The following is a 13659-nucleotide window of genomic DNA, read 5'->3' as shown; positions in this document are numbered from 1 at the left end:
TTTATTGCGCGCCAGCTTTCAATTCAAGAAGCGTGTGACCAAGGCCAATATCGTCGGTACGAGTCACCACTTCAAAGCCAGCTTCTTCAACGATCTCTAGGAAATCTTCACTACGGTAAAAGCGGCTGTTGCCATTTGCGAGACAAGTAAAATAAAGAGACGTCGCATTTAAGCTATAAGAAGCCGCATCGTATTTCTGTGCATCCCAAAACAATTCAAGGATATAGACGGTCGCTTCTTCTGACATATGAGATCGAACACGCTTTAATATGCTCAGAATCTCCATTGGCGAGAAACAATCAAGGAACTGACTCATCCACCATACATCGGCGCCCGTTGGCAGAGTTTGCTGTTTATCCAGCATGTTGGCCGGGAATGGCGTTACTCGATCTTGATGACCGTGCTGCGTTGCGTTTGCCATAGCCATTTCTAGCTGCTGTGGCAAATCAACAATTGTCACCTCAACGTCTGAGTCGTGGTTACAACACTGCATCGCCCACTTCCCCGTGTTACCACCAATATCCACCAGCGATTTAGGTTTCTTACTAAAAACTTTCTCAAGTAACACAGGAAATGAGCGATCTGAATAAAAGTGATCGAACTTAAACCAGCTCTCTTTTGCTTTTTCTGGTAATTGAGACAAGCCTTGGTAAATGGTTTCCCAATCGCCAAGCTCTTTCAGGCCAGCAGGTGTGCCCTCTTCAATGGCTTCGGTTAGATGCATCATCGCGGCATAACAAACATCGGCAGTAAAATCCATGTTTGCGTTGGTCATTCCATCGTGCAAAAGGTAGAAGCCAAGATTGGCAATTTTGTAGTTAGGTTTGTCCCAAGTAACAATATGTGCACTTAACGCCATATCGAGCAGAACTTTCACGCCATACTCGGATACACCCGTTAATTTCGAGATACTCTCCGCTGGTAAACCATCATTATTCGCGTCATCTAAGGCCTTTAAAATACCTAAATCACGCAGTGTGCGAGCAGTATGAAAAACGATAGGCGCGAAAGACAATTTTTGTGCTTCTGTTTTTGCTTCTAATGCATTGAATGGATCTGATTTATATTCTGACACGAAAAACCTAACTTTAAATAATAGAGGATTACTCAGCTGCCATTTGTGCAAGCTTGCGTTTAATATCAACGTTTAAGTTATTAACCCAACGGTTGTAATTACGGTGTATTTCACCATCGTCGTACTTCAAATTCTCTGACTCAACGTAAAGAATAGAGTAAAACTTATCAGTATATGGAATATCAACCACTGCATGGTGCGAGCGAACATACAGCTCAGCACGGAGCAAGCCTGGTTTTATTTCTGAAATCAACCAGCCTCTGTTTTCAGCAGATTCATAAATAGCTGATTTCACCTGTTTACTTTGAAGATTCAGTGCAACTGGAGTATCCTCAACATTCATTACAGGTTGGACACGTCCACATCCTGCAAGAACGAATATGAATAACATTGAAACGGCTATTTTTAGTAATTTCATTTAAATTCCTTATCTGTGTTTATTTATAAGCACGTATAGTATTTAGTTAGACCCAAAGCAAATCAATACTCTATGTCAAATCAATCCCAATTAATGTCGTTTAATATTGAGAAATGGTCTGCAAATTCGGCCGGCCTCAATTCCGTTGCCGAATGGCAAGCGTGGAGCACTAATTTAGACTGGCCTCAAGATGGCTCTACTGAATTTAAAGCCATCGCTCCAATGATGCGCCGCCGAATGAGTGTGCAAAGCAAACTTGCCGTCCAAACCGCATTAACCCTGTTAAAAGACACCCCTATTGATTATCTAGTGTTCTCTAGCCGACATGGTGAGCTACACCGAACCGCTACTTTAATTCAGTCGATATTGGAAGGTGACGACGCCTCTCCAATGGCATTCTCGCAGTCAGTGCACAATACAGCAGCGGGATTAACAACCATTGCCGCAAAAGCACCGATTCCACTGTCCTCAATAGCCGCAGGGCAAGATACTTTCCATAACGCGCTGATTGAAGCCTATCTTTACCTTCACCAGTATCCGTCACACCGTGTGCTGGTGGTTGATTTCGACCAACCTCTGCCCGAGCTCTACCAAGAGTACGAAACACAGAACTTTGCTGATTATGCGCTGGGTATAGTGCTAACCGCGGGCAGTGACTATTCGGTTTCAAGGGCAGTTACCAGTGACAAATCAACGCCTGACTTACCACAGAGCCTACAAACACTGCAGAACATCCTTCAGAATATGCAACGTTGGACTATTGCGAGCAAGCACCAACAATGGTCGTGGGTAAATAACACAAAAACTGAGGCACTATAATGGGAAAAGTCGACCAATATTGGCGAGTATTCGCGACAGGGCTCTGCTTTACCATCTTTGGTCTCGGTGGCTTAGTATTAAGCTTCATAATCTTACCTACTATCGCTTTAATGACTCCCAATACCATTAAAAGAGAGCTTAAAGCACAGCGATTAATACGTTTCTCATTCAATGCGTTTTGCCAGATCATGAAGTTCACCGGGGCAATTGATTACCGAATTGATGGTGCAGAACTACTGCGTAACGACCGTAACTGCATTATCGTCGCCAACCACCCTAGTTTGATTGACTATGTACTGATCGCCTCTCAGCTTCCTCAATGTGATTGTTTAGTTAAAGCCGCTATATGGGAAAACCCATTTATGAAGAGGATCGTCAAAGCAGCAGGGTATATACCTAACCAGGCACCTGACGATCTGTTAGAGCGCTGTGAAGAGCGCTTCTCACGCGGCAATGTCTTGCTTGTTTTTCCCGAAGGAACTCGCACAACACCCGGAATTGAACCATCCTTACAGCGTGGCGCCGCACAAATTGCCACTCGCACACAAACCGATTTACGTGTGATTCATATTACGGTTTCTCCGACATTCTTAACGAAAGAGAAAAAATGGTATCAAGTTCCTGCTATGAAACCCTTTTTTCATATCGCGGTGAAAGGTAAAATAGACGTCGCACCATTTATTGAGAATTCAAATAACTTAACTTCGGCAGCAAGACGCCTTAATCATCATCTTGCACAGACTATTTTCCCTTCCGAAGAAAGTATTTAGCTCACCAATAAAACAACTGGCGATATCAGCATTTCGAAAATACCTCGCATAATGTAGAATCGCCCCCTTAAAGCAGCATTCAGATAAAGCATTAAGTAGGCCAAAGTGGAAACATTACACAACGAACTGAAACAACTGATCATCGACGCATTGAACCTTGAAGACATGAGTATTGATGAGATTGAAACGGAAGCTCCACTATTTGGTGATGGACTTGGACTAGATTCTATCGATGCCCTTGAGCTTGGCCTTGCTATCAAGAAAAAGTACAACATTGTTATTGATGCCGACGATTCAAATACTCGACAGCACTTTGCGTCAGTTGAAAATCTAGCGAACTACATCTCTTCTCAAACGAACAACTAGACAGATCTTTATGACACAAGCTAACCAACAAGAAGTATACAACCAGGTTAAAGATGCGCTTATTGAGCTGTTCGAGCTTGATGCGGAAGATATCACCCCTGAAGCACACCTTTATCTCGATCTAGACCTAGACAGCATTGATGCGGTTGATTTGGTCGTCCACCTGCAGAATGTAACAGGTAAGAAGATCAAACCTGAAGAGTTCAAAGCAGTACGCACCGTTAATGACGTTGTCGAATCTGTAGTTGAACTATTGAAGGACGCCTAATGCGTCCTCTGCTGACTTTATTGTCGGCAATCATACTTTTCACTTATCCAATAGCGGTTTACTTTGGACTCAACAAGTTTGGCCTACAAACCGTAGGTATTGCCTTGGCCGTTATCTTTGCTGTCCGCATTTTTACCGGCGGTCAGGCTAAAATTAAAGAGCTAAAGCACCTAGCTTGGATCAGTGGAAGTGCCGGAATTGTTCTACTGGTATTAGGTTTAACCTTTAAGCAGCATGGCTGGTTAACTTATTATCCCGTCATCGTTAATGTCTGTATGCTGGTTGTGTTCGCTTCAAGCCTATGGCAACCGCAAACGATTATCGAGCGTCTTGCTCGCCTTCAAGAGCCTGATCTTCCACAAAGTGGCATTGATTACACCAGAAAAGTCACCAAAGTCTGGTGCTTGTTCTTCGTTATCAACGGCTCTATTGCTTTTTACACCTGCTTCCAACCGCTAGAAGTATGGACCCTCTACAATGGCTTACTCAGCTATCTGTTTGCAGGGGTGCTCTTTGCAGGGGAGTGGGTAGTAAGACAGCGCATTCGTCAGAGTTAAATTGTTATGACCCAAACCGTATCTTACACCTCGTTGTCTGAACTTCTCAGCCAGAACAGAGCCCCTGAATCTATTGTCTGCTTTGACGACAATAGTGAGATTACGTGGCAAGCCTTTAACGACGACTTATCTCAACTCGTGCACCTTTTATCTTCATCCCCTTGTCAACGAGTTGCGATTTGTACCCAAGATAGCTACCTATTTTCGATAGCATTTTTGGCGTGTGCAGCAGCTAACAAACACATCATCTTACCGGGTAACTACCAACCTTGTGCACTTGCTGAGTTAAGTGAACAGTTTGATTGCCTGCTAGTTGATGACTCGATTGGCGAAGTTGAGGTGAGTGACGTTCGCAATATCCAAACCTTATTGGACTCAAGCACCGAACTACAAAAGCCTCTAACCGATGCTCTTACGACCATTGATTTGGCAACAGTCCCATTAACTCTGTTTACTTCAGGTTCAAGCGGTACGCCAAAAGCGATAGATAAAACGTTAGAACACCTAGATATTGAGACCGCTCAGTTAAACAAAAACTGGGGCGAATTACTCAAGAATAACCGAGTCCAAAGTACGGTCTCGCACCAACATATCTATGGTTTACTGTTTAGAATTTTATGGCCACTCTGCTCTGGTGTTCCATTTGCTCGCAACAACCTCGAGTACCCTGAACAAATTCTGTCTCATGCCAATAAAAACTGTGTTCTGATCAGCAGCCCTGCGCTACTGAAGCGATTAAAGCATGAGACCAACAAGGTACAACTTGCCGGAATCTTCTCTTCGGGTGGCCCATTGCCTACCGAGTCGGCTCACCAGTCACGAGATCTACTAGGACATTTACCTATCGAGGTATTTGGCAGCACAGAGACCGGTGGCATCGCTTTTCGCCAACAAGAGAACGCTCAAACCCCTTGGCAGCTTTTTGACTGTATTGAGGCTAGTCTCAACAGTGAGAATTGCATTAAGTTATTGTCGCCCTACATAGATAAAAACAACTGGTATCAAACCGCTGATGAGTGCGAAATGGTCTCGGACAATCAATTCATTTTGAAGGGCCGAACTGATCGAGTAATCAAGATAGAAGAAAAACGAGTATCACTGGTTGAAGTGGAGAAACGACTGGAGCAACTGCCTTGGATAAGTGAGTGCGTGGTGATTCCATTTGAGGAGCCTGAGCGATTAATCTTAGCCTCTGTTTTGGTATTATCAGATGAAGGCCAAGCCGCTCTATCGACCATGAGCAAAGGTAAATTCTGGTTGATGCTGCGCACAGAGCTAAGAAAGTGGTTAGAGCCAATCGCTATCCCAAGAAAGTACCGTGTTGTCGATGAGATTCCCCTCAACAGCCAAGGTAAGCGATTAACATCTCACATAGAACAGCTAATAAAATCATAGAAACCGCTGATCGTATTTTACACTGAGATTATCTTTTTATATTTTTGTCAAAGAACCAATATTTGCCCAAGGATTCTAAGCACGCCCTATGGATAAAAGAAAACCAAACATCATTGCTGTAAACACGGTAGAGAATGAATCGACCCTGACACTCCATGTTAGCGGAGATATCACCGATTTTAAGGGACACTTCAAGAGCTTCCCAATTCTACCGGGCGTCACGCAAATTGATTGGGCACTTCACTACGCTGTCCAAGAGCTAAACGTCCCTGGTTTCTTCAAAGGCATGGAAGTCATCAAGTTCCAAGAGCCTATCCTGCCTGACGCTACAATTCAGCTATCACTCAAATGGGATGCTGACAAAAACAAGCTGAGCTTCAGTTACACCTCAAACAGCGGTGAACAGACCCACTCTTCAGGCAAAATGAAGCTGGGAGAGAAAAGTGAATAGCACTCCCGTCGAGGCTACTTCTCAGCACCAAACAAAAGAAAGCAGCTACAACGCTTGCTTCCTTATCCCGTGCTTTAACCATGGCGTAACCATGCCTGAAGTGGTGTCGTCACTCCATCATTTTGAGTTACCTATCATCATCGTTGACGATGGCAGTGAGCTCGCGACCAAACAGTTTCTGACTCCCCTAGCGGAAAACTCACACGTGACTTTGGTGACGCTTGAACAGAATCAAGGCAAAGGCGGCGCAGTAAAAGCTGGCATCAAGCGAGCGCAAGAGCTCGGCTTTAGTCATGCCATCCAGATCGATGCAGATGGGCAACACGACCTAGAAGCACTACCCGCATTAATCCAAACTTCGCAAGACAACCCCCAGCGCTTGATATCAGGTCAGCCTATCTACGATGACAGCGTGCCCAAGGCAAGGCTCTATGGGCGCTACGCGACACACATTTGGGTATGGATAGAAACCCTTTCTTTATCAATTAAAGACAGCATGTGTGGCTTTAGAGCGTATCCCATCAACCAAACTCAAACAGTGTTGAATAAGTACGATATTGGTTCGAGAATGGACTTCGATATCGAGATTTTGGTTCGCCTGTATTGGGAAGGTTGTGACATCGACTTCGTTGAAACTCGAGTTATCTACCCTGAAAACGGCATCTCTCATTTCGATGCGTTGTGGGATAACGTCAAAATCAGTTGGATGCATACGCGTCTGTTCTTCGGCATGCTGCCAAGAGCTCCCAAGCTGATTGCTCGCCATTTCAAATCAACGTCTGCTGAAAGTGGTCAAAAACAAGATTCATCGACTGGATCAAACAACAACGAGTCAGAACAACCCCATTGGTCTCGCACTCAAGAACGCGGCACCGTAATCGGCATCAAACTGCTGTTGGCGGTTTATACCCTATTAGGTCGCGGTGTATTTAACCTGATTTTGCGTGGTGTGATGCGTTACTACCACTTAACCGGCAAGCGCGCGCGAAACGCTTCTGAACAATACTTGTTTCAATTGAAAGCCTATGCGGAACAGCAAAATATAGAGTTACCCGCTGAATTAAACAGTTATAACCATCTGCTCTCGTTTGGTCATACTATGCTAGACAAGCTAGCCGCGTGGAAAGGAGACTTTTCGGTCGATAACCTGACCATTCATGGTCAAGAGCAATTTGAGAGTATGGTGGAAAATAAGCAAGGTGTGCTGATTTTGGGTTCTCACCTAGGCAACATCGAGTTGTGTCGCGCTTTAGGCCGCAGACACTCGAACATTAAAATCAACGCTCTGGTTTTCACTGAGCACGCTGAACGTTTTAATTCAGTAATGAAAGCAGTTAACCCGCAGTCTGATTTAAACCTGATTCAAGTGACATCGATGGGGCCAGATACGGCTATCTTATTACAACAGAAGTTGGAGCAAGGAGAATGGCTCGTAATTGTTGGCGATAGAACTTCCACCAGCAAAGAGAGCCGCTCAGTATGGGCTGAGTTCTTAGGTAAGGAAGCTCCATTCCCTCAAGGTCCATTTATGTTAGCCTCTGTGCTAAAAGCCCCCGTATTTTTACTGTTTGGCCTACGTGATGACTCACAAACTAAGCCGCACTTTAATGTCTATTTCGAGCATTTTAGCGACAAGATCGAGCTACCAAGAAAGACTCGTGAACAATCTTTACAGCAAGTCGTGCAAAGATATGCGAACCGACTTCAGCACTACACACTGCAAGCACCGCTTCAGTGGTACAACTTTTTTAACTTTTGGACATTGAGCAACCAGCACCATGACGAAAAAGAATCCAAATAGCATCACTTTTGGTGCCGAACGCCTCACGATTGAGGATGTTGTCGCTATTTCACAGGGCGCAAAAGCCTCGATGAACTCAAGTAACGAGTTCACATCTAAGATCGACCGAGGTGTCGCTTTCTTAGAACGCCTGTTGAAAGAAGAAGGCGTGATTTATGGCGTGACAACGGGTTACGGAGATTCATGTACCGTAGCAATTCCACCAAACCTTGTTGATGAATTGCCATTACATCTAACACGCTTCCACGGTTGTGGCTTAGGTGAAATACTGTCTCATGAGCAAGCTCGTGCAGTATTAGCAACGCGTCTTTGTTCGTTGTCGCAAGGTGTCTCCGGTGTGACTCACGATCTGCTCAATCAAATCGTTACCCTGATCAACCAAGATATTTCACCGCGTATTCCGCAAGAAGGTTCTGTTGGTGCTAGTGGCGACTTGACGCCTCTCTCTTACTTAGCTGCAGCCCTGATCGGCGAGCGCGATGTTATCTACAAGGGTGAAGTTCGCCCAACCAGTGATGTCTACAAAGAGCTAGGCATTAGCCCTATTAAACTTAAGCCAAAAGAAGGCTTAGCATTGATGAATGGTACATCAGTGATGACGGCACTGGCTTGTATCGCCTACAAACGCGCAGAATACCTAGCTCAGCTATCAACTAAGATCACCGCAATGGTATCTGTCGGCATGCATGGCAACGACTTCCACTTCGATGAAGCGCTATTTGCTGTTAAACCACATCCAGGCCAGCAGCAAGTTGCGGCATGGCTACGTGATGACCTGCAAGCCGATCGCCCGCCACGTAACAGTGACCGCCTACAAGATCGTTACTCTCTGCGCTGTGCTCCACATGTTATCGGTGTGGTTCAAGACTCTCTACCTTGGCTACGCCAAATGATCGAGAACGAACTAAACAGTGCTAACGACAACCCGATTATCGACGGTGACAACGAGCGCGTGCTGCACGGTGGACACTTCTACGGTGGTCATATCGCTATGGCGATGGATACACTAAAAACAGCGGTAGCCAACCTAGCAGATCTACTTGATCGCCAAATGGCGCAGTTAATGGACTACAAGTTCAATAACGGCTTGCCATTTAACCTAACAGGCGCAGAAGGTGAACGTAAGCCAATCAACCACGGCTTTAAAGCAGTACAAATTGGCGTTTCAGCTTGGACAGCAGAAGCATTGAAACACACCATGCCAGCAAGCGTATTCTCTCGCTCAACTGAGTGTCACAACCAAGATAAAGTCAGCATGGGCACCATTGCGGCTCGTGATTGTCTACGTGTTCTAGAACTCACTGAACAAGTAGCGGCCGCATCACTCCTAGCTGGTACTCAAGCGCTTGAGCTTCGTAAACGCCACAATGAACTTGATGAGCACCACATGAGTGAAAACCTAAAGCACATTCGCGATGAAGTACTGAAAGAGTTTGAATTTATTGTCGAGGATCGCCCGCTTGAAGGCGATCTACGCCACTTTATTGCTCGTATTCAAAGTCAGCACTGGTCACTTTACTCATAGAGTAGCTAACCTCATAAAATAGCTAAGTTCATATAGTAACCAACCCTTTACGCAATATTGTTGAGAGCGATTTATGTCTGAAATCCTTCATCCATTACAATCTGAGGTGACGCTTATCACCTCATTTCAAGATGCCGACCCTATGGGTGTGATCTATCACGGCAACTACTTCCGATTCTTTGAAGAAGTAAGGCGCATCATGATGGATAAGATTGAGTACAACTACCATGAGATGAAGGATTCCGGCTACATGTGGCCTATCATCGATACCCGCGTAAAATACATTAAGGCGATACCGTTTAATCACAAGATTAAGGTAACAGCTAGGTTGACTGAGTGGGAAAACCGTCTGCGTGTTGATTATGAAGTTCACGATGCCAACACAGGCGCTCGCATGACACGTGCTCACACCATGCAGGTTGCCGTGACCATTGAAGAGCAAGAGATGTGCTTCGCTTCACCGAAAGTGTTTACTGATAAAGTTGAGCACTGGCACCAGTTTGGTTGCTTACCTCTAGCAGCTGAACATCAGACGCAAACCTCTAACCCACAGCAGGTGAATCATGAGTCTGTTTAAACGTAGTCGCAAACACATCAGCATCGCACTGCTGGGGCTTACTTCTATGATGGTAAGCGGCCTTGTCAGTGCCAAGGAGAACACAGCTGTCGTTGGTTCTATTTCAGAACTACAAACTGTGTTGAGTGAAAATAGCATTGTTCGTGGCGAGTTTACTCAAACGCGCAATATGGAGATGTTTGCCCAACCTTTAACGTCACAAGGTACATTCCTGTTAGACAAATCAAGTGGCCTACTTTGGACACAAACAACGCCGTTTCCTGTGAACTTAGTGCTCACTGATAATAAGTTGAGCCAAAGATTTGCCGATCAACCCGCGAAAATCATCACCGATAAAGAAAACCCAATGGCATTTTATTTCAGCCATATCTTCTTGTCAGTGTTTCATGGAGACACGCAAAAACTTCAAGAACAGTTCGCACTCGATTTTGAGCCCGCAACGGCCACAAGATCGGATAAAAAGACAGAGAAAAAGTCATGGGCACTGACTCTTACTCCCAAGAGTGCGCCAATGAACGCAGTGTTTGAGGCCATCACACTGCAAGGACAAAGTGATATTGAACGTATCGAGTTGAAAGAGATTCGTGGAGATAGCACAGTGATCGAATTTAGTCAGCTAAGCCATCAACCGGAAGTATTATCAGATGCCGAAGCACAACAATTTCAACTCTAAGCTCGCCCTTGTCTGGCTCGTTATCGTAGTGCTATTTAGTGGACTGTTGCTCAAACAGTTCGCTTTTTCTTCTTCAGTACCCATCGAAAGCAACATCATGAAATTGCTGCCAGAAAACCAGCAAGACCCCATGGTCGAACAAGCATTTCAGCAGATATCCAGTTCGATGAGCGAACAAGTCGTGTTTATCTTAAGTGCTACTGACATAGAACAAGCAATAGTGGCGACTGATGCTTTTGAAAAAGCCCTCAACCAAAGAGCCTTTTCAAGTCAGCCAGCTCTGTTTAAACAAGTTCAAGGTAGAATCAACGCCAGTACTCAAAGCCAGTGGAGCGATTTCTATTTTCGTCACCGAGCTCAACTGCTGACCCAGCAACAAAAAGAAACACTGAGTCACGCACCAGAATCGCGTGCTCAATACGTCATTCAATCTCTGTACAACCCGTTCTCAGGCGTCACCGCAGCAGAGCTATCTCTCGACCCATTTTTGTTATTTCGCGACTACATCAGTGCAGTTGGCCTTCAATCAAGTAACTTTGTATTGAAAGAAGGATACCTCACTGCTCAATCTAATGAACAAACTCATATTTTGGTCACGGCTACTCTGGCAGGTTCGCCTTATAGCTTGGCTATTCAAGAGCAACTTCCAGATCTTGATTCAATTGAGCGCGAGGTCGAAAAGCAGTTTGGTGTCAAAGTGCAGCATACTGGTGTAGTGTTCTACGCCAATTACGGTACCGAAAGCGCGAAATCAGAAATCAGTACCATTGGTTTGGGCTCATTGGCAGGTGTTATTTTATTAGTGTGGCTGACATTTCGTAGTGTCCTACCACTTGCCTTATCTTTGCTCTCAATCAGTACAGGATTATTGGTTGCGCTGGCAAGCACCGTCGCTATCTTCGATAAAGTTCATCTGTTTAGTTTGGTGTTCGGTGCCAGCTTGATTGGCGTATCTATCGATTACTCCTTTCACTACCTGACTGACCGCTTGGCAGCTGGAAGTAAATGGCAAAGTGACAAAGGCTTGAAGCACATTTTCATTGCAATCACCTTAGGTCTGATTACAAGCTTGATCGGCTACCTAGGCCTGTTGGTCGCGCCTTTCCCAGGCTTACAGCAACTGGCTCTGTTTTCGTCGATTGGACTTATCGCAGCTTACGCCAGTGTGGTCTGTTGGTATCCGGTTTTAGCGGTAAAACCAAGCCAAGAGCGCCCACTTCCCCTGTCGAAGCTTTGGCATGCTTGGTTAAGTATCTGGAACAACCAAAAATTTAGAATTGGCTTACCATTAACGGTAACTATCGTTAGCTTGATATCACTCAGTCAAGTTCGTTACGACGACGATATCCGCCAACTTCAGGCGATGCCAGAGCAACTAAAACAGCAAGAGCAAGCCATCACTGAGATATCAGGGCTAGGCAATGGTCAAAATATGCTGCTGGTGACCGCAAAGAGTGATCAAAAGCTACTCAAAAAACTGGCAGAAGTTACCACGAGCTTAGATTCCCTGGTCGATCGACAAGGTATCTCCGGATATCGTAGCATCAATCAACACTTGTTAAGCAAGCAAGAACAACATGATAACTACCAATTGGTTGAACAACTCTATAACCAACAAAGCCATATCTTACAAAACACTTTAGGTTGGCCTAGCTTTCCAGAATTACCGAAGTTCGAAGCAATTACGGTATCTGGGTTTTTGGGGTCTCCAGTCTCAGAGCCTGTTCGACCACTTTGGTTAAATCCAATCGACGGCCAAGCGGCATCGGTCATTTTGATCAAAGACGTCACAAACTCAGAGCTGTTCTCTCAATGGCTCGATTCAAGCTTTGCTCAGCAACAAGGTGTTAAATACCTCAATAAAGCCGATGAAATCTCTGCTCTCTTTGCGGAATACAGAGTCAAGATCACCGAGTTATTATTGATAGCCTTGGCGGCTATTGGGATGGTTTTAGGCTGGCGTTATGGTGTGAAGCAAAGCCTATTAATGCTGTTGCCTTCATTAATTGCAGGCGTAGCAGGTTTAGCGGTCACTAGCATTTTAGGTTCAACATTGAACCTGTTTAATCTGCTAGGCTTGATTCTGATTTTAGGGATTGGCATCGACTACACCTTATTCTTTGCCGAACAGAAAAAATCGCTCAGTACCTTGCTCGCTATTAGTTTATCCGGCCTCACGACGCTGCTTTCATTTGGCTTACTGTCGCTGAGTCAGACTCACGCTATTCATAGCTTCGGGGTGACGGTTCTGACAGGGATTTTTGTCGCTTGGCTACTTTCTCCACTCGCGATCAACAGTGGCAAAAGCGTAGAACGACCAACCTCTCGAGAGGCTTTTAGATGATCAAGACATTAAAGGTAACCTTCGCCACGCTAGTGGGCATTCTGCTCAGTGCCTGCTCGATGGTTTCTCAGCAACCTACAGGCGCGAGTGTGTCTATCAACAATGACACCGAGCTAGCACTACCATTACCAGCTGAACTGGGATACTCCCTCACGGCCAGTCAGCTCATCAGCGCCACGTGGGAAACCGACACGCAGCAACTTCCCGTTCAAGTCGAAGTGACAGCGGATAAAGTGGTTTTGGCGGGTTTTTCTTCTTGGGGTACTCGCATCTTATCACTGCAATATCAAAATCAAGTGATTGATACGCAGGTTTTGTCTGGGCTTGGCGCAACTTTGCCACAGCCCGAACAGGTGCTATTCAATTTAATGTTGACTCTATGGCCGGCTGAAGCCTGGGCTCAGCCTTTACAAAATATAGGTTGGCACCTAGTCGATACCGACAAAACAAGAACCGTTTTTGACGACAACCAGCAAGCCATCATTCGTATTGAATACCAAGTAAAAGTCGGCGAACCAAAGATCTCTGGAGAGATTGTTTTCAAGCATCTGATCCAAGGCTACACCATCACCATACAAACGTTGAACTCAACGATTGTCGCTAACCCACGTAAGAGCTAA

Annotated in this window: 15 protein-coding genes; 13 read left to right on the top strand and 2 right to left on the bottom strand. The window is 45.2% G+C overall.

The features are described from left to right. Position 1: 1 nt before the first annotated feature. The gene (locus ATB74_RS22290; RefSeq protein WP_060983613.1) at positions 2–1075 is read right to left on the bottom strand and encodes a methyltransferase; all 1074 of its coding nucleotides are present in this window, start codon (positions 1073–1075) and stop codon (positions 2–4) included. Between the two features lie 28 nt (positions 1076–1103). Then, positions 1104–1493: a hypothetical protein gene (locus ATB74_RS22285; RefSeq protein ID WP_061019771.1), complete on the bottom strand. Its 390-nt coding sequence runs from the start codon at positions 1491–1493 to the stop codon at positions 1104–1106. Positions 1494–1565: 72 nt separating this feature from the next. Between ATB74_RS22285 and ATB74_RS22280 the strand changes: the two genes are divergently transcribed. The 13 genes from ATB74_RS22280 (at position 1566) to ATB74_RS22220 (ending at position 13659) form a co-directional block, all read left to right on the top strand. Continuing rightward, positions 1566–2312, top strand: a complete 747-nt coding sequence (locus ATB74_RS22280) for a beta-ketoacyl synthase chain length factor (protein WP_179946937.1) — start codon at positions 1566–1568, stop codon at positions 2310–2312. Beyond that, positions 2312–3082 (top strand): lysophospholipid acyltransferase family protein, encoded by a 771-nt coding sequence (locus tag ATB74_RS22275; protein WP_061019769.1) that lies wholly within the window; start codon positions 2312–2314, stop codon positions 3080–3082. Before ATB74_RS22280 ends, ATB74_RS22275 begins: the two co-directional genes overlap by 1 nt. Positions 3083–3187: 105 nt before the next feature. Then, a complete protein-coding gene (locus ATB74_RS22270; protein ID WP_004736154.1) occupies positions 3188–3448 on the top strand; it encodes a phosphopantetheine-binding protein in 261 nt (86 codons plus the stop codon). Positions 3449–3458: 10 nt separating this feature from the next. Further along, positions 3459–3716: an acyl carrier protein gene (locus ATB74_RS22265; protein WP_004739745.1), complete on the top strand. Its 258-nt coding sequence runs from the start codon at positions 3459–3461 to the stop codon at positions 3714–3716. Further along, entirely contained in the window at positions 3716–4273 is a 558-nt protein-coding gene (locus tag ATB74_RS22260; protein ID WP_061019768.1) for a septation protein IspZ, read from the top strand. The genes ATB74_RS22265 and ATB74_RS22260 overlap by 1 nt, the downstream gene beginning before the upstream one ends. 6 nt (positions 4274–4279) lie before the next feature. Further along, entirely contained in the window at positions 4280–5668 is a 1389-nt protein-coding gene (locus tag ATB74_RS22255) for an AMP-binding protein (RefSeq protein ID WP_061019767.1), read from the top strand. A gap of 88 nt (positions 5669–5756) precedes the next feature. Next, positions 5757–6119: a hypothetical protein gene (locus ATB74_RS22250; RefSeq protein ID WP_060983607.1), complete on the top strand. Its 363-nt coding sequence runs from the start codon at positions 5757–5759 to the stop codon at positions 6117–6119. Then, a complete protein-coding gene (locus ATB74_RS22245; protein ID WP_061019766.1) occupies positions 6112–7920 on the top strand; it encodes a glycosyltransferase family 2 protein in 1809 nt (602 codons plus the stop codon). The genes ATB74_RS22250 and ATB74_RS22245 overlap by 8 nt, the downstream gene beginning before the upstream one ends. Next, positions 7898–9445, top strand: coding sequence for an HAL/PAL/TAL family ammonia-lyase (locus ATB74_RS22240; RefSeq protein WP_061019765.1), 1548 nt, complete (start codon positions 7898–7900; stop codon positions 9443–9445). The genes ATB74_RS22245 and ATB74_RS22240 overlap by 23 nt, the downstream gene beginning before the upstream one ends. 73 nt (positions 9446–9518) lie before the next feature. Beyond that, positions 9519–10022 (top strand): acyl-CoA thioesterase, encoded by a 504-nt coding sequence (locus ATB74_RS22235; RefSeq protein WP_060983604.1) that lies wholly within the window; start codon positions 9519–9521, stop codon positions 10020–10022. Further along, entirely contained in the window at positions 10009–10695 is a 687-nt protein-coding gene (locus ATB74_RS22230; RefSeq protein ID WP_061019764.1) for a LolA family protein, read from the top strand. The genes ATB74_RS22235 and ATB74_RS22230 overlap by 14 nt, the downstream gene beginning before the upstream one ends. Next, the gene (locus ATB74_RS22225; protein WP_061019763.1) at positions 10667–13039 is read left to right on the top strand and encodes an MMPL family transporter; all 2373 of its coding nucleotides are present in this window, start codon (positions 10667–10669) and stop codon (positions 13037–13039) included. Before ATB74_RS22230 ends, ATB74_RS22225 begins: the two co-directional genes overlap by 29 nt. Further along, positions 13036–13659 carry a DUF3261 domain-containing protein gene (locus ATB74_RS22220; protein WP_061019762.1) on the top strand — a complete coding sequence of 208 codons (624 nt, stop codon included), beginning with the start codon at positions 13036–13038 and terminating at the stop codon, positions 13657–13659. Before ATB74_RS22225 ends, ATB74_RS22220 begins: the two co-directional genes overlap by 4 nt.

Origin of the sequence: Vibrio splendidus, from assembly GCF_001557875.1 — a bacterium.
GTDB classification, from domain to species: domain Bacteria; phylum Pseudomonadota; class Gammaproteobacteria; order Enterobacterales; family Vibrionaceae; genus Vibrio; species Vibrio splendidus_F.
This window is presented reverse-complemented; position numbering and strand designations above follow the sequence as displayed.

What these genes read in the sequence shown, in the direction of transcription:
- ATB74_RS22285 (WP_061019771.1), bottom strand. Translation starts at nt 1,493, where the DNA reads ATGAAATTACTAAAAATAGCCGTTTCAATGTTATTCATATTCGTTCTT.
- ATB74_RS22280 (WP_179946937.1), top strand. Translation starts at nt 1,566, where the DNA reads ATGTCAAATCAATCCCAATTAATGTCGTTTAATATTGAGAAATGGTCT.
- ATB74_RS22275 (WP_061019769.1), top strand. Translation starts at nt 2,312, where the DNA reads ATGGGAAAAGTCGACCAATATTGGCGAGTATTCGCGACAGGGCTCTGC.
- ATB74_RS22265 (WP_004739745.1), top strand. Translation starts at nt 3,459, where the DNA reads ATGACACAAGCTAACCAACAAGAAGTATACAACCAGGTTAAAGATGCG.
- ATB74_RS22260 (WP_061019768.1), top strand. Translation starts at nt 3,716, where the DNA reads ATGCGTCCTCTGCTGACTTTATTGTCGGCAATCATACTTTTCACTTAT.
- ATB74_RS22255 (WP_061019767.1), top strand. Translation starts at nt 4,280, where the DNA reads ATGACCCAAACCGTATCTTACACCTCGTTGTCTGAACTTCTCAGCCAG.
- ATB74_RS22250 (WP_060983607.1), top strand. Translation starts at nt 5,757, where the DNA reads ATGGATAAAAGAAAACCAAACATCATTGCTGTAAACACGGTAGAGAAT.
- ATB74_RS22240 (WP_061019765.1), top strand. Translation starts at nt 7,898, where the DNA reads ATGACGAAAAAGAATCCAAATAGCATCACTTTTGGTGCCGAACGCCTC.
- ATB74_RS22235 (WP_060983604.1), top strand. Translation starts at nt 9,519, where the DNA reads ATGTCTGAAATCCTTCATCCATTACAATCTGAGGTGACGCTTATCACC.
- ATB74_RS22230 (WP_061019764.1), top strand. Translation starts at nt 10,009, where the DNA reads ATGAGTCTGTTTAAACGTAGTCGCAAACACATCAGCATCGCACTGCTG.
- ATB74_RS22225 (WP_061019763.1), top strand. Translation starts at nt 10,667, where the DNA reads ATGCCGAAGCACAACAATTTCAACTCTAAGCTCGCCCTTGTCTGGCTC.
- ATB74_RS22220 (WP_061019762.1), top strand. Translation starts at nt 13,036, where the DNA reads ATGATCAAGACATTAAAGGTAACCTTCGCCACGCTAGTGGGCATTCTG.